The organism is Massilia sp. TS11 (genome assembly GCF_022012445.1).
Lineage (GTDB): Bacteria > Pseudomonadota > Gammaproteobacteria > Burkholderiales > Burkholderiaceae_D > Telluria.
Genome location: NZ_JAKLTS010000005.1, coordinates 301,041 through 324,912, shown reverse-complemented (window position 1 = coordinate 324,912; position 23,872 = coordinate 301,041). Strand labels below are relative to the sequence as shown.

The window sequence follows — 23,872 nt, the reverse complement described above, 5'->3', positions numbered from 1 at the left end:
CATGCCCTTCGTGCGCGCCCGCGACATCGACATCGCCTACGAGGCGAGCGGTGATCCGGCGCATCCGGCCATACTGCTGATTATGGGCCTGGGCATGCAGCTGACCGCCTGGCCGCCCGAATTGGTGGAAGGCTTGGTGGAGCAGGGCTTCTACGTGGTGCGCTTCGATAACCGCGATGTCGGCCTCTCTTCCAAGATGACGGCGGCCGGCCATCCGAACCTGCTGTGGAATGCGCTCAAGTACAAGCTCGGTTGGACGATTCAAGCGCCCTACACCCTGGCTGACATGGCCGATGACGCGCTCGCCGTGATGAATGGGCTGCGTCTCAAGCAGGCGCATATTGTCGGCGCCTCGATGGGCGGGATGATTGCGCAGACGCTGGCGGCGCGCCATCCGCAGCGGGTCCTGAGCCTGGTCTCGATCATGTCGAGCAGTGGCCGCCGCAGTCTGCCGGGGCCGAGCGCCGCCGCCCAGCGCGCGCTGTTTTCGCGCCCGGCGCGCCCGCACGACATCGACAGCGTGACCGAGCATCTGGTCGGCGTGCTGCGCGTAATCGGCAGTCCGGCCTATCCGATCCCGGAGGGCCTGCTGCGCGAACGCGTGCGCGCCGCCGTCGCCCGCTCCAACTATCCGGCCGGGGTGCTGCGCCAAATGACAGCGGTGGCTGCGGCGGGTGATCGCAGCGCCGAACTGGCCACCATCGGCGCGCCCACACTCGTCATCCACGGCGCCGCCGATCCCCTGGTGCCGCTGGCCTGCGGCGTCGATACCGCGCACTGCATTCCCGGCGCGCGGCTCGAGGTCATCGAAGGCATGGGGCACGACCTGCCGCCCGCACTGATCGAGCGCCTGCTTGCCTTGATCGCCACCCATGCGCACGGTAAGATGCTGGGCGATTCCCTCCCCAACCTATTCGAAAAACAGTGAAACTTCCTCCGTTCGGCATTGCCCTGGTGGCGCCGGGAGGCTATGCGGTCGACCCTGCGGCGTATGCGCGCGGCGTGGCGCGCCTGGCCGACCTGGGCGGCGTTCTGCACAACTACTATGACCCCGAGCGCATCTATCAGCGCTTCGGCGGCACCGACGAAGGGCGTGCCGGCCAGCTGCGCGCGGCCCTGCGCGATCCCGATGTGCAGGTCATCATGGCGCTGCGAGGCGCCTACGGCATCAGCCGCATCCTGCCCGATATCGACTTCGAGGCCTTTGCCGCCAGCGGCAAGATCGTGGTCGGCTACAGTGACGTCACGGCGTTTCACCTTGGCCTGCTGGCCACCACGGGCGCCTGCAGCTACGCCGGCCCGATGCTGTGCGACGACTTCACGCGCGAGACCCCGGTCGACTACACGCTCGACCAGCTGCGCGCCTGTCTGCTGGGGCCGACCCACAGCGTGCACGGCGCAGGGCAGGGCAATCCGGTGCTGGATGTGGAAGGCACGCTCTGGGGCGGTAACCTGGCGATGATTCTGTCGCTGGTGGGGACGCCCTGGATGCCGCGCGTCGACGGCGGCATTCTGTTCATCGAAGACGTCAACGAGCACCCGTATCGGATCGAGCGCATGCTGCTGCAGCTGCACTACGCCGGTCTGCTGGAAGGCCTGCGCGCCCTCGTGATCGGCCAGATCAACAATTACAAGGCCAACCCGATGGACAACGGCTACGACGAAGCCGCCATGGTGGCCTACCTGCGCGAGCGCTTGCCACTGCCGGTGCTGACCGGTCTGCCGTTTGGCCATGTGGCCGAGCGCGCCACGCTGCCAGTGGGCGCGCGCTGCCGCCTGCACAGCGACGGCAATGCCTTCAGCCTGACCCTGAGCGACTACACGACCCTGCGCCATGCCTGATCTGCTGTCGCCCCTGAGCTACTACCGGGCGACCGCGCCGGGTACCAGCTTCCCCGCACTGGAGGGAGACATCGAGGCCGAGGTCTGCGTGATCGGCGGCGGTTTCGCCGGCATGGGCACCGCGGCCTCGCTGATGGAGCGTGGCCGCCAGGGCGTGGTGCTGCTGGAGGCCGAAACCATCGGCCACGGCGCGTCCGGTCGCAATGGCGGCTTTGTATTCGGCGGCTTTTCGCTCGGCGAGCGGGGCCTGGTCGATACCGTGGGCCTGGAGGCAGGGCGCCAGTTGTATCAGATGACACTCGACGCGGTCGAGCATATCCGCCAGCGCATCGCGCGCTACGGGATCGACTGCGACGCCGTCGATGGCGGCATCTACTGGGCCAACTGGTTCGACGACGAGCGCGTGCTCGACGCCCAGCAGCGCTTCATGGCAGACACCCTCGGCGTGAACTGGCAGCGCGTCAGCCGCGCGGAACTGGCGCAGAAGCTCGATAGCCAGCGCTATTTCGGCGCACTGTACGAAGAAAACGCCTTCCACTTCCATCCGCTGAAGTATGCGCAGGGCCTTGCCAAAGCCATCGCCGCGCGCGGCGTGGCCGTGCACGAGAACAGCAAGGTGAGCGCGTTTGCGCACGAAGGCGGCTACTGGCGTGTGCGCACCGCGCAGGGCAGCGTGAAGGCGCGCGAGCTGGTGGTCTGCTGCGGCGGCTATATCGAAAAGCTGTACCCGCGGCTGGCGAGCGCGATTCTGCCGATCGCCACCTATGTGATGGTGACCGAGCCGCTCGGCGCGCGCCTGGGCGAGGCCATGCGCACCGATGCCGCCGTCTACGATTCGCGCTTCGCGTTTGACTACTACCGGCCACTGAAGGACAGTCGCATTCTCTGGGGCGGGCGTATCTCGATCCGCGACCGCAGCCCGCAGGAGGTGGCCCAACTGCTCTACCACGACATGCTCAAGGTCTACCCGCAGCTGAAAGGCACGCGCGTGGAGTACGCGTGGAGCGGCATGATGAGCTATGGACGCCACAAGATGCCGCAGCTCGGGCGCCTGCCCGAAGGCCTGTGGTATGGGATGGGCTTCGGCGGCCACGGCGTCGGTCCGACCACGCTGGCCGGCGACGTGCTGGCCGCGGCCATCTGCGGCGAGGGCGAGCGCCTGGCGCGCTTCGGCCCCTGGGGCCTGCCGCCCACCGGCGGTTCGGCCGGGCTGCTGGCGGCCCAGCTGACCTACTGGTATTACGAATTGCGCGACTGGCTGCGCCAATAATGCGCCACGCTCAGATCGACGCGCTGCGCGGCCTGGCGTTGCTGGGTATCTGCGTGATCAATGTCTGGATGCTGGCCTATGGCTACCAGCAAACGCACCTGGCCTACTATCCGCGTCTGGACGGCGCCGCCGACACATTGAGCATGGGCGCCGTGGTCTGGCTGGCGGAAGGTAAGTTCTATCCAATTTTTGCCTTTCTGTTCGGGGCCGGCTACTGGCTGATGCGTCAAAGTGCGCGCCGCGCCGGGCTGCTGGCCGACTTCGCCAATATCTACCGGCGCCGCCTGCGCTGGCTGCTGGCTGCGGGCGTGCTGCATGGCTGCCTGCTGTACGCGGGCGATATCCTCACCATGTACGCGCTGACGGGCATGGTGCTGGTGCAGGTGGCCGACCGGCGCCCCAAGGCCTTGCTGCGCGTGATCCGCACCTGCCTGATCTACCTGCTGGTCTGCTACGGCCTTGGCGTGCTGGCGGATGTCGGCGCCGGCATGCGTTCGGCATGGCAGGGCGAGCGTCTGTCTGACAGCATCGCCGCGTTTCGGCTCGCGCAGCAGCACAGCTGGGTGGCGATGCTGCCCGCGCGCGTCTCGGCCTATCTGATGAACCAGCTCGGTGTCATTCTGGCGCTGCCCGAGCTGCTGTGCCTGTTCCTGGCCGGGGTGCTGTCGGTGCGCCTGGGCGTGTTGACGCGGCCGCAGCGCCACCGGGCCCGCCTGCGGCGCTGGATGCTGGCTGGCCTCGGCCTCGGATTGCCGCTCAATGCGCTGCTGGCCTGGCAGGCCCTGGATGAACTGAACGGGCGGCCGGGCAGTTGGCTCAACCTGCTGGACGATATCGGCGTCTTCCTGCATCCGCTGCTTGCGTTCGGCTATGTGGCGGGCTTTCTGCTGCTGGTGCCGCGCATGGTTGCCTGGCTGGCCCCGGCTGGCCGCATGGCCCTGACCAACTACCTGAGCCAGTCGCTACTCGGTGTATTGATCCTCAGCCCGGCATTTTCGCGGCCCCAGCTGCTGCTTTACTGCGCCGCCGTGTTCCTGGCGCAATGCCTGTTCAGCCAGTGGTGGCTGCGCCGCCATCCGATCGGCCCGATGGAGGCCATCTGGCGGCGTTATACCTATCGGGATGCTAAAATAGAGGGTTAATTCCCATACTCTCGCTTGTAAAGGCTTTCCAGTGCTATCCACTGCAAATATCACCATGCAATTCGGCGCCAAGCCGCTGTTCGAGAACATCTCGGTCAAGTTTGGCGATGGCAACCGTTACGGTCTGATCGGCGCCAACGGCTGCGGCAAGTCCACCTTCATGAAGATCCTCGGCGGCGACCTCGAACCCAGCGGCGGCAACGTCAGCCTGGACGTGAACGAGCGCCTCGGTAAGCTGCGCCAGGACCAGTTCGCCTACGAAGACATGCGCGTGCTGGACGTGGTCATGATGGGCCACACCGAGCTGTGGGCCGCCATCAAGGAACGCGACGCCATCTACGCCAATCCGGAAGCGACCGACGAAGACTATATGCGCGCCGCCGACCTGGAAGGCAAAGTGGCCGAGTATGACGGCTACACGGCCGAAGCGCGCGCCGGCGAACTGCTGCTGGGCGTGGGGGTGGCGATCGACCTGCACCAGGGCCCGATGAGCAATGTGGCGCCCGGCTGGAAGCTGCGTGTGCTGCTGGCCCAGGCCCTGTTCTCCGATCCGGACATTCTGCTGCTGGACGAACCGACCAACAACCTGGACATCGACACGATCCGCTGGCTCGAAAACGTGCTCAACGAGCGCAACTCGACGATGATCATCATCTCGCACGACCGTCACTTCCTGAACCAGGTGTGTACCCACATCGCGGACATGGACTACGGCACGCTGAAGATCTACCCGGGCAACTACGACGACTACATGCTGGCCTCGACCCAGGCGCGTAACCAGCAGCTGGCCAACAACGCCAAGGCCAAGGAAAAAGTGGCCGAGCTGCAGGATTTCGTGCGTCGCTTCTCGGCCAACAAGTCCAAGGCCCGCCAGGCCACGTCGCGCCTCAAACAGATCGACAAAATCAAGGTCGAGGACATCAAACCGTCTTCGCGCGCCTATCCGTATGTGCGCTTTGAGGGCGAGAAGAAGCTGCACCGCCTGGCGGTGGAGACCGAAAGCCTGTCCAAAGCCTACGACCGCCCGATCTTCAAGAACTTCAACATCATGGTCGAAGCCGGTGAGCGCATCGCCATCATCGGCGCAAACGGTGCCGGTAAGACGACCCTGCTGCGCTGCATCGGCGGGATCGACTACTGCGGCCTGGAAGCCGACAGCGGCCGCGTGAAGTGGGCCGAAAACGCCAACCCCGGCTACATGCCCCAGGATCCGACCGAAGAATTCCTCAAGGACCTGAACCTGACCGACTGGATGGGCCAGTGGACCAAGGAAGGCGACGACGACCAGGCTGTGCGCTCGATTCTCGGCCGTCTGCTGTTCGGCGGCGACGAGGTGAAAAAATCGGTGAAGGTGCTGTCCGGTGGTGAGAAAGGCCGCATGATGTACGGCAAGCTCATGCTGGGCCGCCACAATGTGCTGCTGCTCGACGAGCCGACCAACCACATGGACATGGAATCGATCGAGTCGCTGAACATCGCGCTTGAGAAATACCAGGGCACCCTGATCTTCGTGTCGCATGACCGCGAATTCGTGTCCTCGCTGGCCACCCGCATTCTCGAGGTGAAGAACGGCGAAGTGATCGACTTCCAGGGCAACTACGAGGATTATCTGCGCAGCCAAGGCATCGAGTAATGAACGCCAACGTCAAGACCATCGAATTCGAAAAACCGCAGGACGGCAGCAGCTGCGTGGCGCGTGCCTGGGCGCGCGTGCCCGACATGCCGCTGCCCGAGGAACGCGCCGCCCTGAAAGCGCGCGCCAAGGCGCTGCTGAAAGAGAAGGGCGCCGTGCTGGTCTCGCACTACTACGTGGATGCGGACCTGCAGGACCTGGCCGAGGAAACCGGCGGCTGTGTGTCCGATTCGCTGGAAATGGCGCGCTTTGGCCGCGACCACCCGGCCCAGACCCTGGTGGTGGCTGGCGTGCGCTTCATGGGCGAGACGGCCAAGATTCTGAGCCCGGAAAAGCGCATCCTGATGCCGGACCTCGACGCCACCTGTTCGCTCGACCTCGGCTGCCCGGTGGACGAGTTCTCGGCCTTCTGCGATCACCATCCGGACCGCACGGTGGTGGTGTATGCCAACACCAGCGCCGCCGTGAAAGCGCGCGCCGACTGGATGGTGACCTCGTCGATTGGTCTGGAGATCGTCAAGCACCTGCATGCGCAGGGCAAGAAGATCCTGTGGGCGCCGGACAAGCACCTGGGCGCCTACATCCAGAAGGAAACCGGCGCCGACATGCTGCTGTGGCAGGGCTCCTGCCTCGTGCACGATGAGTTCAAGGGCATCGAGCTCGATCTGCTGAAGGCTGAGCATCCGCAGGCCAAAGTGCTGGTCCACCCCGAGTCGCCGGCGAATGTCGTGGCGCTGGCCGATGTGGTCGGCTCGACCACCCAGCTGATCACGGCCGCCCAGACCCTGGACGCCGACACCTTCATCGTGGCGACTGACAACGGCATTCTGCACAAAATGCGTGCGGCTGCCCCAGGCAAAACCTTCATCGAAGCGCCCACGGCCGGCAATAGCGCCACCTGCAAGAGCTGCGCCCACTGCCCGTGGATGGCCATGAACGGCCTGCGCAATCTGGTCGAGGTGCTCGAGCGTGGCCACAACGAGATCCACGTCGATCCCGCCATCGGCGCCAAGGCCGTGCACGCCATCGAGCGCATGCTGGCCTTCGCCGCCGCGCACAAAGCCAAGGCCGTCCCGACGGGCAGCCTGGAACAAGAACAACAACTGTTTTCCGGAGTCGGCCCCGCATGAGCACCCTCGTCAATCCTTACGACCGTTTCGACGAAGAACTGCAAAAAGCTTTCGAACAGAACCTGCTGGCGGCCTTGCTGGAAGACGTCGGTCCCGGCGACCTGACCGGTCAGCTGGTGCCTGCCGAGCAGAGCGTGACGGCGCGCGTGATCGTGCGCGAGGACGCCGTGCTGGCCGGTGCGCCCTGGTTTGAAGGCGTGATGCTGGCCATCGACATGAATACTGAAGTCGAGTGGAAATACGCCGAGGGTGATCTGATGCGTGCCGATAGCGAAGTCTGCGTGATTCGCGGCCTGGCCCGTTCGGTGCTGACGGCTGAGCGCGCAGCGCTGAATTTCATGCAGCTGCTGTCTGGCGTGGCGACGGCCACGCGCACCTATGTGCAGGCGGTGGAAGGCACGCGCGCCAAAATTCTCGACACGCGCAAAACCCTGCCGGGCCTGCGCCGCGCCCAAAAGTATGCGGTGCGCGTCGGCGGTGGCGAAAACCAGCGCATGGCGCTCTTCGATGGCATCCTCATCAAGGAAAACCACATCGCAGCGGCGGGCGGCATCCGTCCGGCCATGGAAGCGGCGCTGGCGATGAACGCCGGCGTGTCGATTCAGATCGAAGTGGAAAGCCTGGGCCAACTGCAGGAAGCGCTCGATGCGGGCGCGACCTCCATCCTGCTCGACAATTTCAGCCTCGACATGATGCGCCAGGCGGTCGGCCTGACTGGCGGGCGCGCCGTGCTCGAAGCCTCGGGCGGCGTTAATCTGGACAGCGTGCGTGCCATCGCCGAGACGGGTGTGGACCGCATCTCGATCGGCAGCCTCACCAAAGACGTACGCGCCGTCGATTTCTCGCTGCGCGTCGTCGCGTAAGCGGGCTTAACGCCGGGGCGCCGGCGTCAGCACGCTCGGCAGGGCTTTCGGCAGCGTGTTCGGGTAGTCGCGCGAGAAATGCAGGCCGCGGCTCTCGCGCCGCTGCAGGGCGCTGTTGACGATCAGCGCGGCCACATCGACCAGATTGCGCAGCTCCAGCAGGTCACTGGTGATGCGGAAATTGCGGTAATACTCGTCGATCTCGTCCTTCAGCAGGGCGATGCGGTGCTGTGCGCGTTCCAGACGCTTGGTGGTGCGCACAATCCCCACATAGTTCCACATGAAGCGGCGCAGCTCGTCCCAGTTGTGCGAGATGACCACTTCTTCGTCCGCATTGCTGACCCGGCTTTCGTCCCAGGCGGGCAGGATCGGCGAAGCCTGGCGTGGCTGGGCCTCGATATGGCGCGCACAGGCGCGGCCGATCACCAGACACTCGAGCAGGGAATTGCTGGCCAGGCGGTTGGCGCCGTGCAGGCCCGTGCAGGCCGCCTCGCCGACGGCATACAGGCCGGGGATATCGGTGCGGCCGAGCATGTCGGTGACGATGCCGCCGCAGGTGTAGTGGGCGGCCGGCACGACCGGAATCGGCTGCTTGGTGATGTCGATCCCCAGTTCCAGGCAACGCGCATAGATGGTCGGGAAGTGCTCCTGCAGGAAGTCGGCCGGCTTGTGGCTGATGTCCAGGTGCACGTAGTCGAGGCCACGCTTCTTCATTTCAAAGTCGATGGCGCGGGCGACCACATCGCGCGGGGCCAGTTCGCCGCGTGCATCGTGCTCGGGCATGAAGCGCTTGCCCGCGGCCGCACCGGCTTCGGGCGGCAGCTTCAGCAGGCCACCTTCGCCACGCATGGCTTCGGTAATCAGGAAGGACTTGGCGTAGGGGTGGTAGAGGCAGGTCGGGTGGAACTGGATGAATTCCATGTTCGCCACGCGGCAGCCAGCGCGCCAGGCCATGGCGATACCGTCGCCGGTGGCGGTGTCCGGATTGGTCGTGTACAGGTAGACCTTGCCGGCGCCGCCCGTGCACAGCACCACATGTTCGGCCTCAAAGGTGTGGACGTCACCGTTATTGACGTCCTGCACGTACAGGCCGTGGCAGACCGGCTGGGCATGCTGCGGCTTGACGCCCAGCTTGTCCGAGGTGATGACGTCAATCGCATTGTGGTGCTCGAACAGGCTGATGTTCGGATGCTTGCGCACCTTTTCCTCGAGCGTTACCTGCACCGCATGGCCGGTGGCATCGGCTGCGTGGATGATGCGGCGCGCGCTGTGGCCGCCTTCGCGCGTCAGATGAAAGCCCAGTTCGGCCGAGTCGTCGCGGGTGAAGGGCACGCCTTGGTCGATCAGCCATTCGATGGCTTCGCGGCCGTGCTCAACGATGAAACGGGTGGCCGCCTCGTCGCACAAGCCGGCGCCGGCGATCAGCGTATCCTGCACGTGCTGCTCGTGGCTGTCGCCTGAATCGAGCACGGCGGCAATGCCGCCCTGGGCCCAGTTGCTGGCGCCGTCGAGGAGCGCGCGTTTGGAAATGACTGCGACCTTCCGGGTCTGGGCAAGGTGCAAAGCGACCGAAAGGCCGGCCAGACCGCTGCCAACAATGGCGACGTCGAATTTCATGTGGGAGTGCATTTGACGGACAACAAGCCACTACTATAGTCGATTGCGGCTCAGCCTGCATGTGGGCCTGGCTACCAGGAGGTCATCCAGCTTGCGGTGGCCAGGGCCAGTTCGCTGTCCGCGCCGGCCAGATGGCGGACGTAGAGCCCGGGGCGCTGACGCATGAGACTGCGCGTGAAATCCTCGCTGGCTTGCGGCGGACTGATGAGCAGCACCCCCACCTCGCCCGGGTACTGAACCAGCGCATGCCGCACGCGGCCGGCCAGACTGGGGGCGGCGAACCAGGCAACGAGTCTGGCGCTGCCATTGGCGCATAGGGTACGCCAGAACACTTGTTCGTGCAGGTCGCTGCGCGTGTGGACTTCGCGCGCACGCGCCTGCGGATTTACCAGCAGAATGCCGCCGAGCTTCGGCGCGCTTCGCCCGTGCAGACTGGCCGCCACCGCGCCATCGCCGACTGAGCACAGCACGACCTGACTCAGACCCGGGCAAGCGCTCAGAAACGCCAGATGGGCGGCGTGTAAATCCTCATCAAGTTGATCGGAGGCGTGTTGCTTTCCCTCGCTGTCGCCAGTGCCGCGCGGGTCGAAGCGCAGCACCGGAATGCCGCGTGCGGCCAAGGCTTCGGCCAGCAGGGTGAACTGGCGATGCTGGCCGCTACGGGTCTGGCGGCTATCGGGGAGCAGCAGCAAGCCGCGCGGCAGCGGGCGCTCTGGCAGGCTGAGCACCCCCACCAGATGTTGTCCGGCGCACGTGAACCGGAGCGCCTGCAATCGGGATTTCATACCGGCTCCAGTTCGCTGAGCACGCGGGTGGCGCGCAGCAAGGCTGGGCAGGTAAGGATGGTGCGGCTCGACCAGAAGGGCAGGCCGTTGACGGGATGAAAGCGCAGACGCACTTGGTGGCGCTGCCAATCCTGGGCCAGACGCAGGACCTGGGTCTCGGAGCGCGCCCCGGCCGGGCCTGGCAGAGCGAACCAGTCGATATCACAAGCCGGCAGCTGCAGGCGCGGCAGATCCAGACAATCGATGTCGCGCGCGAGTTCGGCCGACAGGCTGTAGCCGTCGACATCGAGATGTCCGTGTTGCCACAGGTGAGAGCGCAGTTTGACAATCGAGGGGCCGGCGCTGCGGAGGAACTGGCTGAGGCAGCTGCGGCCGGACAGGAACGGGTGCCAGAGGATCAGCCCATGGGCGCCAAAGCGTGCGGCATGCTCCAACGCCAACAGGCTGCCGAAGCGGCAGCCCCACAGCAGGTAGGGCGGCGGGTAGCGCGCCGCCAGCCAGGCCTGGGCCTGGAGCACATCGGCCTGCCAGATCGGCCAGCGCGCATCGGCGAATTGGCCACTGCTATCGCCGCAACCGAACAGATCGAGCTGCAGCACAGCGAAGCCTTGCGCCGCAAAAGCGCGCGCCTGCAGGTGGGCCATGCGGCGCGTACGCTCCATTTCGTCACCGAGCGGGGGCAGGTAGATGATGGCGCCGCGCTGCGGCCGCAGCGGATGCGGCGGATGGTGCAGGCAGAACCTGAGGCCGTGTTCGGCATCAAGGTAGAAGGGCTCCACCGGCGGCGTGGATGAAAACGGCGCGTTCATTCTTCCAGTTTGAGGCTGACCAGTGCAGCCACAGCGGCCACACTGGCGAAATGGCGCGGATCGATGTCTTCATCATCGATAACGATATGAAATTGGTGTTCGAGGGCGGCGGCAATGCGCCGCATGGCACGCTCGTCGAAGCGGGGCAAATTGCCGTACAACACAGTTTGGGGACGCAGCATCTGCACCGGCACGCCCAGCGTATGGCCGAGCACCCGCTTGAGGTCGTCCAGACTGGGTACGGCAGGCTGGGGCAGGGGACGGGCGGGTGGCTGGCGGTTCATGGTGCGGGCTCCTGAGTTGTCAGGTTTATTAGACTCTCGCACTCCCTGGGTCGGTTGAGCTTTCTCAAACGCGCGCAAGGGGTCGCAGCAGGCCCTCGAGCAAGGGGCGGTAAGTCTGGGCGACGGAAGTTTCGTCGAAGTCATGCAACGCGCGCCGGCGGGCGGCCAGGCGCATCGCTTCCCAGGCCTCCGGATGGGCAAGAAACAAGCTCAGCACGTCGACCAGGCCTTCAACACTGCCGGCAGGAAACAGCAGCGCCGTCTGGCCGTGCTCAAACAGCTCGCGGTGCCCACCGACGTCGGAAGCGGCGATCAGGCCGCCCTGGCGCATGGCGGTCAGCGCCTGAAGCGGCGGGAGCAGCTCGGCCGCGCGATGTGACAAGCTCGGCAGCAAACTCACGTCCACAGCGCGCGTGTAGGCGGCCGCGATCTCGGGACGCAGATGAAGATGCGGGCCCACCTGCAGCGAAGCGGCCAGTTGCGTCCAGACAGGCGAATCCGCGCCGCTGCCAAACAGCACCAGGCCCAGTCCGCGAAAGCGCCTGCACAGTGCGGGCAGGGCTGCAATGGCCAGCGCCGTCCCTTGCGGTTCTCCATGCGGCCCGAACATGCCGAGCAGTGGGCGGCCACAGTCGCGCAGATCGGGTTCAGCGGGCTCGGATTCGGTCCAGCCGAGTGTGTCCGGCACCACGGCGATCGGCAGGGCGGGGCGCACCCAACGCTGGATTTCCGAGCGCAGGGCGCGACTGTCACAAACGATGGCGGCGGCTGCCCCGAGTGCGGCACGCTCGGTCCGGCTGACCGCCTGCGGCTGTTCAGGAAAGATGCCGTGGATATCGAACAAAATCGGCCGACCGAGACGCGCCGCTGCCAGCACATGGCTTGCGGGGGAATGCACGTGCAGCAGATCCGGTCGCGTCAGCTGCATGACCTGGCGAATCCGTGAGCGCAGTTGCCACCATTCAGCGCCCGCGCGCCACAGTCGGCGGCTGCACAGCCAGGGCGGGGCGGGCTGGGTCCGGTAGCAGGGCCAGGCTTCGTGTTCCTGCTGCAAACCTTGCGCCGGCCCCGTCAGATGCACGGTGTGCCAGCCCAACTGTCTTTGGGCACGCACGGTGGCGACGGCGCGGCGCGCATACGCGGTACGCGCTGGCAGACTATGGTCCAGCACATGCAGGATGCGCATGGCTCACACCCGGCTGGCGGCGAGCAAGGCGTCGTAGAGTTGCGCGTGGGCCGCGGCCGTGCTTTGCAGACTATGGCGGGCAATCGCCAACTGCCGCGCCTGGCGTCCGTGCTGGCGCATCAATTCCGGCCGCTGTAAATAGGCGGCAATGGCGGCAGCCACGTGGCTGCTGTCCGTCGCGCCGAGCAGTGCGCCGCTTTCGCCCGGCTCGACCAGATGCGCATGGGCACTGGCCTTGGGCACAATCAGGGGCAAGCCCGTGGCCATGGCTTCGAGCAAGGCCGTCTCACCGCTCGGGCCGGCGGCCGTCGAAAGGAACAAGTCCATACAGCGCAACAGCTGCGGTACATCTTTACGCAAACCAGGCAGCCAGGCGCGGTGCGAGCAAGCGGCCTGGGTCAGCATGTCCAGACAGGCATGGCGCTGCTCGCCATCACCCACAATCAACAGGCGCAGATGTTCGGACAGGGGCAAGCCTAAATGGCAGAGCTGAATGAAGGCCTGCACCAGCGGCCGCACATCCTGACGCGCATCGAAGGACGCGACGCTGCCGATGACAATGCCATGCTCATTCATGAAGCCGGGCGGCCCGACGCGTGCCGGCGGCCCCAGACGGGGGTGAAATTGCAGGCTGTCGACACCACTCGGAATATTGGCGGCCTCGCGCGAAGCATGCCCATGCACGCACATGCGTGCCCAGCCGGACACGCTGCCTTCCGCATGCAGGCGCCACGGCACGCCGGACAAGGCCGCCAGGCTTTGCCAGGGCAGGCTGCGCCGGTCGTGCGAATGGAAGAGGGCGGGGCGCCAGGCCCGCAGAATTTGCCAGCGGCGCCACCAACTGCGCTGCTTTCCGCACACACAGGTGGCAATGCCGACCTCGCGGAAATCGCCCGCCAAGCCAGCGTCGCCCGAGGTGACCAGGACCAGATGGCGCACATGGGCAAGGCTCGACTGCATCAGCATGTGCCGCAGACCCGTGCTGCGCCCCGAAAAGCGTGGCGCGCCGAGCGCATGCACGAGCAGAGGCGCATCCGGCAAACGGGCCGACGCGAGGGGGAAGTTGAGATAGGGCTCCATGGGGCGCGCACGAAGTGGGCACGCGGTCGATTATAGGAAGCGCCAGTCCGCGCACGCTTGCCCAGTGCACGGGCTTTGAGGCCGCTCAAGGCCATCAAATTGCACTTGGGGAATGATGGCGTGTATCCCTTTGGAAAGGGAGGGGTCCGCTTGTGCCGCCTCAAACGGACGCGCCCACGCGCTTCCTATCATCGCTCCCAAGACATCGCCGAAGGAGCGCATATGGACACCATCGCAGTTGTCGGTCTCGGTTACGTTGGTCTGCCGCTAGCCATTGCATTTGGCAGGCAGATGCCCACGCTGGGTTACGACCTGTCTGAATTCAAAATCTCACAATATCTGCGCCAACATGATCCCGCCGGCGAAGTCAGCGCCGAGGAATTTCAGTCTGCCACGCAATTGCACATGACCAGCAAGCCCGATCTGCTGAGCGAATGCAATGTCCTCATCATCGCCGTGCCGACGCCCGTCGATGCCGCGCGCAATCCCGATTTCAGCGCCCTGATCAGCGCCTGCCAAACCGTGGGACGTCATTTGCGCCCGGGCGCGCTGGTCGTGTTCGAGTCCACGGTCTACCCGGGCGCGACCGAGGAAATCTGCATTCCCCAGCTCGAACGCAGCTCCGGCCTGCGCTGGAAGCAAGGCTTTCATGTCGGCTTTTCGCCAGAGCGCATCAATCCCGGGGACAAAGAACACCGGCTCGAAACCGTACGCAAGATTGTCTCCGGCGACGACGCCGACACGCTCGACCGGATTGCCGTGCTGTACCAACGGATCGTCAAGGCCGGCGTGCATCGCGCCTCCAGCATCAAGGTGGCGGAAGCCGCCAAGGTCATCGAAAATACCCAGCGCGACCTGAATATCGCGCTGATGAACGAACTTGCGATCATTTTCGACCGCATTGGCATCGATACGCTCGAAGTGCTCAACGCCGCAGGCACCAAGTGGAATTTCCTGCCGTTCCGCCCGGGCCTGGTTGGCGGCCATTGCATCGGCGTCGACCCCTACTATCTGACGCACAAGGCGCAAATGCTCGGCTACCACCCGGACGTGATCCTGGCCGGCCGCCGTACGAATGACTTGATGGCCAAGTTCGTCGCTGAAAAAACCGTCAAGGAAATGGTGCGCAACGGCGCCAAGCTCAAGGGGGCGCGTGTGAACGTGCTGGGCCTGACTTTCAAGGAAGATTGTCCCGATCTGCGCAATTCCAAGGTCGTGGACCTGATTCGTGAATTGACGTCCTACGGCATCGAGGTCCACGTGCACGATCCGGTTGCCAGTGCGGCCGAGGCCGAACATGAATACGGCCTGCACCTGGAGCCGTGGGAAGACCTCCCGGCTGCAGAAGCCCTGGTGGCAGCAGTGCCGCACCGCGAGTTTCTCGCGCACGACGTCTCCAGTTGGGAGAGCAAGCTGCAGCCGTCCGGTGTGTTTATCGACGTGAAATCGCAGTTCGACCCGCAACCGTTGCGCTCGGCCGGCTGGCAGGTGTGGCGCCTGTAGGACTAGACAAGGCGCGTGAGCACATCGCGCCGGGCTGCCCGCAGAATTCGCCTGGTCTCGGTCTGGAGCTTGTCGCGCAGTCCCCGACTGAGAGCAGGCGGCAGGGGCTGGGCCTGCTCCAGTACGGGCAGCAAACGCAGGGCAGCCGCCAGATCATTGGCACGCCCAAGTTGACTCTGCGCGCTGACCAAGTCGCTTAGGCGGCGGCGTTGGCGCGCCCCACCTACGGCAGGGAGAAACAATTCCAGAAGGTAGCGCTCTTTCTTGATCGCGATGCGTGCACGATGAAAACTATGGAAGTCGCGCAATCGAAGCGTAAGTAGACGACGCTTAACGCGCCTACGCGCCGCACCGATGGCCGTGCGCGCCATGCGGCTGGCTGGCAGCAGCCAAATACTTTGGTCAGGCGCAGGATCGGCCGATGCAATGACGGGAAAATCGCGCACCCAAGCAAGCACCTGCGTGCGCAGGGTCGCATCGCCGATCTGTCGCTGAGCCGCCTTCCATGCCTGGTGCGTTTGCACGTGCAGGGACGGCATCCATGCAGCAATGTCGGCCGGCGAAGCGACTGCCGGCAAGGTTTGATCTGCCAAAACCTGCCAGTCGCGAAGTTGGCCGAGCACGCCAGCCTCAGCACGCACAGCCGCGCGCAGCGCGGGAGGCGCCGACGCAAGCGCGAGCAAAGTGCGCAGGCGGCGCAGACAGACTCGCAGTTGATGCACGCTTTCGCCATCCCCGTGCAGCGCGCCGGGCAGAGTGGCCTGCCATTGCGCCATGCAGTCGCTGAATGCCTGGCGGAGCAGGGCGACGAGTGATACGGACCTGGCCTGCTTCTGCATAGTTCCTTCCACCCTGCGTTTCGGGTTCGAACTGAGGTGCAATATGCGAAATTATCTCAAGCAACTGTTTGGCGTGGCGACCTGCCTGGCCACCTGGGCATGCGGTCCAGGCAGCACTGAGCAAGCCCGTCAACAAGCCCTGCCACTGTACGACATTTTGCAGATCAGTGAACATCCTGATGCTGGCCATTGGAGTTTTGACTTGAACGCCAAGGGCCAGCTGGCGTATGCCGAACGTGACGACGAAGGCAATCTGTTCGCCAGCTTTTGGACGGGAAATCAACACCTGCGCGTCGCGCGCCTTGCCGATCAAGAAAGTGTCGCCCGCATCGCGTTGAATGTTCGCGGGCAGATCGCCGGGCAAGGATTGTTTGGCGAGAACCGCTTCCACACTTTTCGCTGGGATGCCACAAGTGGACTCACCGAGCTGTGCCCGCTGCCATGCGCCGATGAGTCGATTGCAACCGACCTGAACGCGCGTGGCGAAGTCGTCGGCGTCTCGCGCCGGCTCGATCAGGCAACTCCAGCCCGCGCCGTTCTCTGGCAACCAGGGCGCACTGCAGAAGATTTGCATGTGCCCGGTGATGTGTTTCCTTCGTTGCGCGTCAACCAAGCAGGCGAGGTGGCTGGGACCAGCACCGTGCCGCAAGGATTTGAGCAGGCGTTTTATTGGAGCCGTGCGCGCGGAACCATTCTGCTTGAACCCAGCCTCAGCTTTTCGATTGCCAGCGCGATCAATTCTGCGGGGCAAGTCGCCGGTGTGTTGGGCCGCGGGACCTACCGCGGTTTTCGCTGGACGCCCGGCGGCGCGCTGCTTGAATTTGGTGAACAGGGGGCGATTCCGCGCGCACTGAATAGTCAAGGCAACATCGCTGGCACACAAATCGGTGTGAGCGCAGGGTTCTTTTGGTCATATCGGACAGGACTGATCGATGTGGGCAAGCTGCCCGGCGGCACGTACTCGGCGGCCTTTGATCTGAATGATCGCGATGAAATCGTGGGCGAAGCGGATAGCAGCAGCGGTAGCCGCGCGGTGATGTGGACGCCGCGAACAGGTTTATTGGATTTGAATCAGCGTTTGCGCAGCCCGCCGCCTGGCCTGGTGTTGGTGAGCGCACGGCAAATCAATGCACAGGGCGTGATCGTCGCGTTCACCAATGAAAATCTACTGGTCTTGCTGATTCCGGTTTGATCCGAGCACGAGCCGACAGGCGCATCCTTTATTTGACATAATATAGATTATGCGAAGTTTAGGATGTGATTTGAGCCTCTCCTGTGTACCAGATCAAACCACCCCCGGCAAGACAATCCGGCGCCTTCCGGGCTTGATTTCGCTATAATTTCGGGCCTCAACCGACTGGATCTGTTTATGTCACTGCTTGCACATCAGCTCGAATTGCTGTCGCCCGCCAAAACCGCTGAGATCGGTCGCGAGGCAATTCTGCATGGCGCTGACGCGGTGTATATCGGCGGTCCCGCATTTGGCGCCCGCCACAACGCAAACAACTCGCTTGAGGACATTGCAGCCCTGGTCGAATTCGCGCATCGCTATCGCGCGCGCATCTTCGTCACGATGAATACCATCCTGCACGACGCTGAACTCGACACCGCCCAAAAGCAGATTTGGCAGCTTTATCAGGCGGGTGTCGATGCGCTGATCATTCAGGATATGGGCCTGCTTGAAATGGATCTGCCGCCAATTCAGCTGCACGCCAGCACCCAGTGCGATATCCGTACCGTCGAAAAGGCGCGCTTCCTTGGTCAGGCTGGTTTTTCGCAATTGGTGCTGGCGCGTGAACTGACGGTCGAACAAATCCGCCAGATCCACGCCGCCACCGATACGCCGCTCGAATACTTTGTACACGGCGCGCTGTGCGTGGCGTTTTCTGGCCAGTGCTACATCTCGCACGCCGATACCGGCCGCAGTGCCAATCGCGGCGATTGTTCACAAGCCTGCCGTCTGCCGTACACGCTCAGCGACAGCCAGGGCCGCGTGGTCGCCTACGAAAAGCACTTGTTGTCGATGAAAGACAATGACCAGAGCCGCAATCTGGAAGCCCTGATTGATGCCGGTATCCGTTCTTTCAAGATCGAAGGCCGCTACAAGGATATGGGCTACGTGAAAAACATCACGGGCCATTACCGCCGTCTGCTCGATGAGATTCTTGAGCGCCGCAGCGAATTCCAGCGCGCCTCCAGCGGTCATACAACCCTAATGTTTACGCCCGATGTGGATAAAAACTTCCACCGCGGGCACACCGACTATTTCGCCAATGGCCGCCAGGATGATATCGGCGCCTTCGATTCTCCCAAATACGTGGGCGTGGAATTGGGGACGATTACGCGTCTTGGCGCCGACCATTTTGACCTGCTCACGCAATCGGCACTGGCCAATGGCGACGGCCTCAATTATCTGCACAAACGCGAAACGGTCGGCATCCAGGCCAATACGGTGCAAAAGCTTGGCGAAGACACGGATGGCCAGCGCTGGCGCGTATTCCCGAATGAGTTGATGAGCACCCTGCCCGGCCTCAAAGCTGGCGTCGTCATTCACCGCAATCGGGATCACCAGTGGGAGGCTGCGCTGCAGAAGAAATCGGCCGAACGCAAAGTGCGGATCGATCTGTATCTGAGCGAGACGGCGCAGGGACTGCGACTTGACGTGAGCGACGAAGACGGCATCCATTCCGCTGTGGAAGCCGAGGTCGCGCGCGAAGCGGCGCAGAATCCGGACCAGGCCCTGGCCGCCCTGCGCACCAGTCTGGGCAAACTCGGTAACACAATGTTCGAGGCGGCGACGATCAGCCTGAATCTGTCGCAGCCCTGGTTCCTGCCGGCCTCCCTCATCAATGGTCTGCGCCGCGATGCGGTCGCTGCCCACGAAGCGGCACGTCTTGCTGCCTGGGAGCGTCCGCCGCGCAAGGCCCCGGTCGAACCGCCCGTCGCCTACCCGGAAACCCAGCTCAGCTATCTGGCCAACGTTTATAACGAAAAGGCGCGCGCCTTCTATCACAAGCACGGCGTCGAATTGATCGCGGCCGCCTACGAGGCCCATGAGGAGGCGGGTGAAGTTTCGCTGATGATCACCAAGCATTGCCTGCGCTTCTCGTTCAATCTGTGTCCGAAGCAAGCCAAGGGCGTGCAAGGTGTGCAAGGCCAAGTGCGTGCAGAACCGATGACCCTGGTCAGTGGCGGCGAGCGCTACACGCTGCGCTTCGACTGCAAACCCTGCGAGATGCACGTCGTTGGTGCAATGAAGCCCGGTATTTTGCATTCGCCGCCGCCCTCGGCCGTGCCCTACAGTCCCTTGGTCTTCCATCGCCAGCGGCCGCGCCACTAAGCCCACTTTCGCACTCGGGCTTTGTTCCCCTTCCAGCGGGCGCATGCGGTACACTCAAGCTTTGTGGGTACCGGTTTGTCTTATGCGTTCGTTGAGTAAGGATTCTCTGTGGCTGAAGCAGCTCCATCAATGGCATTGGATCAGCTCGGCGTTGTGCCTGCTCGCCATGCTGCTGTTCAGCGTCACTGGAATCACGCTTAACCACGCCGCGCAGATCGAGGCCAAGCCCAAGGTCACCCGCAACAAGGCCACCCTGCCCCCTGCCCTGTTGGCGCCGCTGCGCGCCACCGCCCAAGCCCATCTCGATGACAAAGCCCCGGTGCCGGCCGATGCATCCGCCTGGTTTGCGGAATATATGCATGCCGACATCGCCAACAATCTGGGCGAATGGACCGAGGAGGAGCTGTATGTCGGCCTGCCGCGTCCCGGCGGCGATGCCTGGCTGCGCGTTAATCTGAGCAACGGCGACGCCGAGTACGAGCTTACCGAGCGCGGCTGGATTTCCTGGCTCAATGACCTGCACAAAGGCCGCAACACCGGGCCCATCTGGACTTGGTTCATCGACCTGTTTGCGATTGCCTGTCTGGTGTTCTGCGTGACCGGCTTTCTGATTTTGAAGTACCACGCGACACAGCGGCCCTCGACCTGGCCGGTGCTGGGTCTGGGTGTCCTGATTCCTGTTCTGATTGCCATTCTCTTCATTCACTGATTGCCGATGAAAGCTTCCACCACACTGGCCTTTGGCCTGCCCATGCTCAGCACCTGCGCCCTCGCGGCCGACCTGAGCGTGAAGATCGAAATTCCGCAGATGAACGTTGCGGAATACCACCGTCCTTACATCGCCATGTGGCTGGAAAAGGGCGACCAGTCGGTCGTCACGCCGCTGGCCGTGCTGTATGACATCAAGAAGCGCGATAACGGCGGCACCAAGTGGCTGAAGGATATGCGCACCTTCTGGCGCAAAGTCGGCCGCGATCTGAGCTACCCGGTCGATGGCGTCTCCGGCGCCACCAAGACCACGGGCGAACACACGATCAGCTTCCCGGCCAAAAAAGCCGAGCTCGACAAGCTGCCGGCCGGCGACTACACGCTGGCCGTTGAAGTCGCGCGTGAAGCCGGCGGCCGCGAGCTGGTGCGCATCCCCTTCCGCCTGCCAGTGACTGGCAAGCAGACTTTCAGCGCCAAAGGCAAAGAAGAAGTCGGTAACATCAGCCTGCAGGTGGCGCCATGAAACGCAGTCTGATCGCCCTCGCCCTGGCTACCCTCGCCTTCCAGGCGCAAGCGGCCCGCCCCTGGTTCCTGCCCAGCGCGACCCAGGTGGAAGGCAAAGAGCCGACCGTCACCGTCGATGCGGCGGTGTCCGACAATCTGTTCGAGTTCGATAAATTCGCGCTCAAAATGGATGACGCCCAGCTGATTCAGCCCGATGGCAGCCGTCAGCCGGTCACCGGCGCCACGGCCGGGCGTCTGCGCTCGGTCGCCGACTTCAAGCTGACTCAGAACGGCACCTACAAACTGGTGCTGGCCAGCAGAGGCGCAATGGCCATGTTCAAGGTCAATGGCGAAATGAAGCGCGTGAACGGCACTGAAGAGAGTATCGCCAAGGATGTGCCGAAGGATGCCGAGGACCTGCGCATCATCCTCCAACATCAGCGCATCGAAACCTATTTCACGGCCAATGCCCCCAGCAATGGCGCCTTCAAGCCGACCGGCGAAGGTCTGGAGCTGGTGCCGATTACCCATCCGACCGAGCTGCATGAAGGGGACAAGGCGCGCTTCCGATTCCTGCTCGATGGCAAGCCGGCGGCCAATCTCGCCTTCAGCCTGATCCCCGGCGGCGTGCGCTACCGCGGTGTGCTGAACGAGCGCCGCCTGACTACCGACGCCAATGGCGAGGCCAGCATCACTCTGCCCGAGCCGGGCATGTACTGGTTGAACGCGAGCCTGCCGGCAGCCGGCGGCCCGCCCCAGCCGGGCACGACGCGCCGCTACATCTACGCGGCCACGCTGGAGATTCTGCCGCAGTGAATCGCCGTGTGTTGATTCCGGCCGAAATACATCCGGACGCGCCGCCAGCAGGCAGCACCGTGCACAGCCTGACTGGCGACAGCATGGGCTGCAGCTGGTCGCTGCGCCTGGCCGCCGCCAGCCCCGCGCTGGATGCGCTGCGCAACGCGATTCAGGCCGAGCTCGACCAGATCGTGGCCGAGATGAGCCACTGGGAGCCGGAATCCACACTCTGCCGTTTCAACCACGCGCCGGCCGGCAGCCGTCACCGTCTGCCCCCACGCTTCGCCCAGGTGATGGACGCCGCCCTGGCCCTGGCGCGGCAGACCGGCGGCGCCTACGATCCCGCCGCGGGCGCACTCGTCAATGCCTGGGGCTTCGGCCCTGGCGAAGCCTATGCCAAGCCCGGCTACACGCCGCCCGCGCCCGCCGAGTGCGCAGCGCTGACCCAGTCCTGGGCCTTGCTCGACTGGCGCGCACAACCGGGCGAACTGCTGCAGCCCGGTGGCGTGCTGCTCGATCTGTCGTCGATCGCGAAGGGCTATGCCGTCGACCGCATGGCGGAGATTCTGCTGGCCCGGGGGTATCAGCATTTTCTGGTGGAACTTGGTGGTGAGCTGCGCGGTCACGGCTGCAAACCCGATGGACAGCCATGGTGGGTGGAGGTGGAGAATCCGCCGGAGCTGGGCGAACAAGCCGCGCTGTTGGCCCTGCACGGGCTGAGCATTGCCACCTCGGGCGACTACCGCCGCTGGACTGAAATCGACGGCGAACGCCTGAGTCATACGCTCGATCCGCGCGTCGGGCGGCCGATCACGCATGGTCTGGCCAGCGTCAGCGTCGTGCATCCAAGCTGCATGCAGGCGGATGCCTTGTCGACCGCGATCAATGTACTGGGGCCGGAAGCCGGGCTGCGTTTCGCCGAGCATCTTGGCCTGCCCGCACGCCTCGTGTGGCGAACCGAATCCGGCCTGCAGGAAGCAAGTTCCAGCGCCTGGGAGCGCTTGGCATCATGATTCTCGAAACGCCGCGCCTGTTGGGCGCTACCGGATTGCTCCTGGCCTATGCGGGCATTGTCTGGCAGGCGTGGCGGCGACACCAGGCGCGCCGGCACAAGCCCGCCACAGCCTGCGACTGGCTGATCGTTCATGCCTCGCAAACGGGCACCGCCGAGGGACTGGCCCAGCAAACGGCCGCCAGTCTGCGCACGGCCGGCCTCAGCGTTGCCGTCCTCGGCATCGACCAGCTCGCGCCAGCCGACCTGGCCGCACAGCGCCAGGTTTTGTGGCTGGTCAGCACCTATGGCGAAGGCGACCCACCCGACTGCGCAGCGCCGTTCGCCGCACGACAGATGCACGAGCCTGCCAAGCTTGGCCATATGCGCTATGGCGTGCTCGCGCTGGGTGACCGTAGCTACAAAGCTTTCCGCCAGTTCGGCCTGCAGCTGGACGAATGGCTCCAGCAGAGCGGCGCTCAACCCCTGTTCGAGCGCGTCGATGTGGACCGTGGCGACAGCGCAGCCATCGGTCAATGGCAACAGCAGTTGAGCCGCCTGGCCGGCATTGCCGACGGCGCCTGGACCGAGGCACCACCCAGCCATTGGCGCCTGGACGCACGCGAGTACTTGAACCCGGCCAGCCCGGGCGCGCCGGTATATGCCCTCCATTTCAAAGCAGTCGACCCCATGCCCAGCTGGGAAGCCGGCGACCTGGTACAAGTGAACGTGCCAGCCGACCCGACCCACCCGCGCGAATACTCGATCGCCTCGATCCCGACAGAGGACGAGCTGCGCTTGCTCGTGCGCTTGCATCAGCGCCCCGATGGTGGCCACGGTCTGGCTTCTGGATTTTTGACTCAGGAACTCGCGCTGGGTTCCGTGCTGCCGCTACGTTTGCGACCTCACCCGCGCTTCCGCCTCGACCGCAATGCCGAACGACCACTTATCCTCATTGGCAACGGCACCGGTCTGGCCGGTCTGCGCGGCCTGCTTGCGGCACGTGCAACCGCCGGGCGCGGCGAAAATTGGCTGTTGTTTGGCGAGCGCAGCGCCACGGCGGACCGCTATTTCGATGCAGACCTGCAGCGCTGGCTTGCCGAGGGCAAGCTGGCGCGGCTGGACCGCAGCTACTCGCGCGAGCCGGGCGGCCCGCGCTACGTCCAAGATTGTCTTGTTCAGCAGGCCGAGCGCTTGCGAGATTGGGTCGCGCGCGGCGCGGCCATCTATGTGTGCGGCAGCCTGCATGGGATGGCGGCGGATGTCGACGCCACGCTGGTCCAGATTCTCGGCCAAGCCAGCCGGGACGCCCTCCAGGCCGAGGGCCGCTACCGCCGCGACGTGTATTGATCTAGCCGCGCAAAATCCGCGCCGGCAGCATCACGATGGCTTTAATCATTTCCAGCACCGCATCGGCGCCAATGCCGACGATCCGGAAAGGCAGCAGCAACAGCCAGGCCAGCGGATACAGCACCAAGGCCAGCAAAGCGAGCGGCCAGCAGAGGAAGAGCAGCAAGAGCCAGACGATAAATGAAAGCATGGTGGCAG

Annotated in this window: 23 protein-coding genes; 15 read left to right on the top strand and 8 right to left on the bottom strand. The window is 64.4% G+C overall.

Annotation, left to right across the window (positions count from 1 at the left end; all coding sequences use genetic code 11):
* Nucleotide 1: 1 nt before the first annotated feature.
* The 7 genes from LZ005_RS10345 to nadC are packed head-to-tail and all read left to right on the top strand — an operon-like array spanning nucleotide 2 to nucleotide 7,880.
* Nucleotides 2-928 (top strand): alpha/beta fold hydrolase, encoded by a 927-nt coding sequence (locus tag LZ005_RS10345; protein ID WP_237807672.1) that lies wholly within the window; start codon nucleotides 2-4, stop codon nucleotides 926-928.
* Nucleotides 925-1,842, top strand: a complete 918-nt coding sequence (locus LZ005_RS10340) for an LD-carboxypeptidase (protein WP_237807670.1) — start codon at nucleotides 925-927, stop codon at nucleotides 1,840-1,842. The genes LZ005_RS10345 and LZ005_RS10340 overlap by 4 nt, the downstream gene beginning before the upstream one ends.
* Nucleotides 1,835-3,112 (top strand): FAD-binding oxidoreductase, encoded by a 1,278-nt coding sequence (locus LZ005_RS10335; protein ID WP_237807668.1) that lies wholly within the window; start codon nucleotides 1,835-1,837, stop codon nucleotides 3,110-3,112. Before LZ005_RS10340 ends, LZ005_RS10335 begins: the two co-directional genes overlap by 8 nt.
* Nucleotides 3,112-4,254, top strand: a complete 1,143-nt coding sequence (locus tag LZ005_RS10330) for a DUF418 domain-containing protein (protein WP_237807666.1) — start codon at nucleotides 3,112-3,114, stop codon at nucleotides 4,252-4,254. Before LZ005_RS10335 ends, LZ005_RS10330 begins: the two co-directional genes overlap by 1 nt.
* Before the next feature lie 31 nt (nucleotides 4,255-4,285).
* Complete coding sequence (locus LZ005_RS10325) at nucleotides 4,286-5,887, top strand: ABC-F family ATPase (protein WP_373889316.1); 1,602 nt, start codon at nucleotides 4,286-4,288, stop codon at nucleotides 5,885-5,887.
* The gene (gene nadA, locus LZ005_RS10320; protein ID WP_237807654.1) at nucleotides 5,887-7,017 is read left to right on the top strand and encodes a quinolinate synthase NadA; all 1,131 of its coding nucleotides are present in this window, start codon (nucleotides 5,887-5,889) and stop codon (nucleotides 7,015-7,017) included. The genes LZ005_RS10325 and nadA overlap by 1 nt, the downstream gene beginning before the upstream one ends.
* The gene (gene nadC / locus LZ005_RS10315; RefSeq protein ID WP_237807652.1) at nucleotides 7,014-7,880 is read left to right on the top strand and encodes a carboxylating nicotinate-nucleotide diphosphorylase; all 867 of its coding nucleotides are present in this window, start codon (nucleotides 7,014-7,016) and stop codon (nucleotides 7,878-7,880) included. The genes nadA and nadC overlap by 4 nt, the downstream gene beginning before the upstream one ends.
* Before the next feature lie 6 nt (nucleotides 7,881-7,886).
* Here nadC and nadB read toward each other — a convergent pair whose 3' ends face one another.
* The 6 genes from nadB to LZ005_RS10285 all read right to left on the bottom strand — a co-directional run bounded on the left by nadB (nucleotide 7,887) and on the right by LZ005_RS10285 (nucleotide 13,641).
* Nucleotides 7,887-9,509 carry an L-aspartate oxidase gene (gene nadB, locus LZ005_RS10310; protein WP_269106640.1) on the bottom strand — a complete coding sequence of 541 codons (1,623 nt, stop codon included), beginning with the start codon at nucleotides 9,507-9,509 and terminating at the stop codon, nucleotides 7,887-7,889.
* Nucleotides 9,510-9,568: 59 nt separating this feature from the next.
* Nucleotides 9,569-10,282 carry a serine aminopeptidase domain-containing protein gene (locus tag LZ005_RS10305; protein ID WP_237807641.1) on the bottom strand — a complete coding sequence of 238 codons (714 nt, stop codon included), beginning with the start codon at nucleotides 10,280-10,282 and terminating at the stop codon, nucleotides 9,569-9,571.
* Nucleotides 10,279-11,091 (bottom strand): hydrolase 2, exosortase A system-associated, encoded by an 813-nt coding sequence (locus LZ005_RS10300; protein ID WP_237807639.1) that lies wholly within the window; start codon nucleotides 11,089-11,091, stop codon nucleotides 10,279-10,281. Before LZ005_RS10300 ends, LZ005_RS10305 begins: the two co-directional genes overlap by 4 nt.
* Nucleotides 11,088-11,375, bottom strand: a complete 288-nt coding sequence (locus tag LZ005_RS10295) for an acyl carrier protein (RefSeq protein ID WP_237807631.1) — start codon at nucleotides 11,373-11,375, stop codon at nucleotides 11,088-11,090. Before LZ005_RS10295 ends, LZ005_RS10300 begins: the two co-directional genes overlap by 4 nt.
* A 64-nt stretch (nucleotides 11,376-11,439) precedes the next feature.
* Nucleotides 11,440-12,561, bottom strand: a complete 1,122-nt coding sequence (locus LZ005_RS10290; protein ID WP_237807629.1) for a glycosyltransferase family 4 protein — start codon at nucleotides 12,559-12,561, stop codon at nucleotides 11,440-11,442.
* A gap of 3 nt (nucleotides 12,562-12,564) precedes the next feature.
* Entirely contained in the window at nucleotides 12,565-13,641 is a 1,077-nt protein-coding gene (locus LZ005_RS10285; RefSeq protein WP_237807627.1) for a glycosyltransferase, read from the bottom strand.
* A 222-nt stretch (nucleotides 13,642-13,863) separates the two neighbouring features.
* Here LZ005_RS10285 and LZ005_RS10280 point away from each other — a divergent pair, with 222 nt between their 5' ends.
* Nucleotides 13,864-15,144 (top strand): nucleotide sugar dehydrogenase, encoded by a 1,281-nt coding sequence (locus tag LZ005_RS10280; RefSeq protein ID WP_237807625.1) that lies wholly within the window; start codon nucleotides 13,864-13,866, stop codon nucleotides 15,142-15,144.
* A 2-nt stretch (nucleotides 15,145-15,146) separates the two neighbouring features.
* Here the strand turns inward: LZ005_RS10280 and LZ005_RS10275 are convergent, their stop codons facing one another.
* Complete coding sequence (locus LZ005_RS10275; protein ID WP_237807623.1) at nucleotides 15,147-15,983, bottom strand: CHAD domain-containing protein; 837 nt, start codon at nucleotides 15,981-15,983, stop codon at nucleotides 15,147-15,149.
* A 43-nt stretch (nucleotides 15,984-16,026) separates the two neighbouring features.
* Here LZ005_RS10275 and LZ005_RS10270 point away from each other — a divergent pair, with 43 nt between their 5' ends.
* From LZ005_RS10270 to LZ005_RS10240, 7 genes are all read left to right on the top strand, one after another.
* The gene (locus LZ005_RS10270) at nucleotides 16,027-17,175 is read left to right on the top strand and encodes a hypothetical protein (protein ID WP_237807621.1); all 1,149 of its coding nucleotides are present in this window, start codon (nucleotides 16,027-16,029) and stop codon (nucleotides 17,173-17,175) included.
* 177 nt (nucleotides 17,176-17,352) lie between these two features.
* Nucleotides 17,353-19,323 (top strand): U32 family peptidase, encoded by a 1,971-nt coding sequence (locus LZ005_RS10265; RefSeq protein WP_237807619.1) that lies wholly within the window; start codon nucleotides 17,353-17,355, stop codon nucleotides 19,321-19,323.
* An 82-nt stretch (nucleotides 19,324-19,405) separates the two neighbouring features.
* Nucleotides 19,406-20,032, top strand: coding sequence for a PepSY-associated TM helix domain-containing protein (locus LZ005_RS10260; RefSeq protein ID WP_237807616.1), 627 nt, complete (start codon nucleotides 19,406-19,408; stop codon nucleotides 20,030-20,032).
* 6 nt (nucleotides 20,033-20,038) lie between these two features.
* Nucleotides 20,039-20,554 (top strand): DUF2271 domain-containing protein, encoded by a 516-nt coding sequence (locus LZ005_RS10255; protein ID WP_237807614.1) that lies wholly within the window; start codon nucleotides 20,039-20,041, stop codon nucleotides 20,552-20,554.
* Nucleotides 20,551-21,351, top strand: coding sequence for a DUF4198 domain-containing protein (locus LZ005_RS10250; protein ID WP_237807600.1), 801 nt, complete (start codon nucleotides 20,551-20,553; stop codon nucleotides 21,349-21,351). The genes LZ005_RS10255 and LZ005_RS10250 overlap by 4 nt, the downstream gene beginning before the upstream one ends.
* Complete coding sequence (locus LZ005_RS10245) at nucleotides 21,348-22,346, top strand: FAD:protein FMN transferase (RefSeq protein WP_237807598.1); 999 nt, start codon at nucleotides 21,348-21,350, stop codon at nucleotides 22,344-22,346. The genes LZ005_RS10250 and LZ005_RS10245 overlap by 4 nt, the downstream gene beginning before the upstream one ends.
* Complete coding sequence (locus LZ005_RS10240; RefSeq protein ID WP_237807596.1) at nucleotides 22,343-23,674, top strand: sulfite reductase subunit alpha; 1,332 nt, start codon at nucleotides 22,343-22,345, stop codon at nucleotides 23,672-23,674. Before LZ005_RS10245 ends, LZ005_RS10240 begins: the two co-directional genes overlap by 4 nt.
* 1 nt (nucleotide 23,675) lies before the next feature.
* On the opposite strand, the gene LZ005_RS10235 is transcribed toward LZ005_RS10240, so the two are convergent.
* Nucleotides 23,676-23,864: a hypothetical protein gene (locus tag LZ005_RS10235; RefSeq protein ID WP_237807587.1), complete on the bottom strand. Its 189-nt coding sequence runs from the start codon at nucleotides 23,862-23,864 to the stop codon at nucleotides 23,676-23,678.
* Between the last annotated feature and the right edge of the window lie 8 nt (nucleotides 23,865-23,872).

Bases quoted from the DNA above. Each gene is read 5' to 3' on its own strand.
- LZ005_RS10345 (WP_237807672.1), top strand. From the start codon at position 2: ATGCCCTTCGTGCGCGCCCGCGACATCGACATCGCCTACGAGGCGAGC.
- LZ005_RS10335 (WP_237807668.1), top strand. From the start codon at position 1,835: ATGCCTGATCTGCTGTCGCCCCTGAGCTACTACCGGGCGACCGCGCCG.
- LZ005_RS10330 (WP_237807666.1), top strand. From the start codon at position 3,112: ATGCGCCACGCTCAGATCGACGCGCTGCGCGGCCTGGCGTTGCTGGGT.
- nadA (WP_237807654.1), top strand. From the start codon at position 5,887: ATGAACGCCAACGTCAAGACCATCGAATTCGAAAAACCGCAGGACGGC.
- nadC (WP_237807652.1), top strand. From the start codon at position 7,014: ATGAGCACCCTCGTCAATCCTTACGACCGTTTCGACGAAGAACTGCAA.
- nadB (WP_269106640.1), bottom strand. From the start codon at position 9,509: ATGCACTCCCACATGAAATTCGACGTCGCCATTGTTGGCAGCGGTCTG.
- LZ005_RS10305 (WP_237807641.1), bottom strand. From the start codon at position 10,282: ATGAAATCCCGATTGCAGGCGCTCCGGTTCACGTGCGCCGGACAACAT.
- LZ005_RS10300 (WP_237807639.1), bottom strand. From the start codon at position 11,091: ATGAACGCGCCGTTTTCATCCACGCCGCCGGTGGAGCCCTTCTACCTT.
- LZ005_RS10295 (WP_237807631.1), bottom strand. From the start codon at position 11,375: ATGAACCGCCAGCCACCCGCCCGTCCCCTGCCCCAGCCTGCCGTACCC.
- LZ005_RS10290 (WP_237807629.1), bottom strand. From the start codon at position 12,561: ATGCGCATCCTGCATGTGCTGGACCATAGTCTGCCAGCGCGTACCGCG.
- LZ005_RS10285 (WP_237807627.1), bottom strand. From the start codon at position 13,641: ATGGAGCCCTATCTCAACTTCCCCCTCGCGTCGGCCCGTTTGCCGGAT.
- LZ005_RS10280 (WP_237807625.1), top strand. From the start codon at position 13,864: ATGGACACCATCGCAGTTGTCGGTCTCGGTTACGTTGGTCTGCCGCTA.
- LZ005_RS10275 (WP_237807623.1), bottom strand. From the start codon at position 15,983: ATGCAGAAGCAGGCCAGGTCCGTATCACTCGTCGCCCTGCTCCGCCAG.
- LZ005_RS10270 (WP_237807621.1), top strand. From the start codon at position 16,027: ATGCGAAATTATCTCAAGCAACTGTTTGGCGTGGCGACCTGCCTGGCC.
- LZ005_RS10265 (WP_237807619.1), top strand. From the start codon at position 17,353: ATGTCACTGCTTGCACATCAGCTCGAATTGCTGTCGCCCGCCAAAACC.
- LZ005_RS10260 (WP_237807616.1), top strand. From the start codon at position 19,406: ATGCGTTCGTTGAGTAAGGATTCTCTGTGGCTGAAGCAGCTCCATCAA.
- LZ005_RS10255 (WP_237807614.1), top strand. From the start codon at position 20,039: ATGAAAGCTTCCACCACACTGGCCTTTGGCCTGCCCATGCTCAGCACC.
- LZ005_RS10250 (WP_237807600.1), top strand. From the start codon at position 20,551: ATGAAACGCAGTCTGATCGCCCTCGCCCTGGCTACCCTCGCCTTCCAG.
- LZ005_RS10240 (WP_237807596.1), top strand. From the start codon at position 22,343: ATGATTCTCGAAACGCCGCGCCTGTTGGGCGCTACCGGATTGCTCCTG.
- LZ005_RS10235 (WP_237807587.1), bottom strand. From the start codon at position 23,864: ATGCTTTCATTTATCGTCTGGCTCTTGCTGCTCTTCCTCTGCTGGCCG.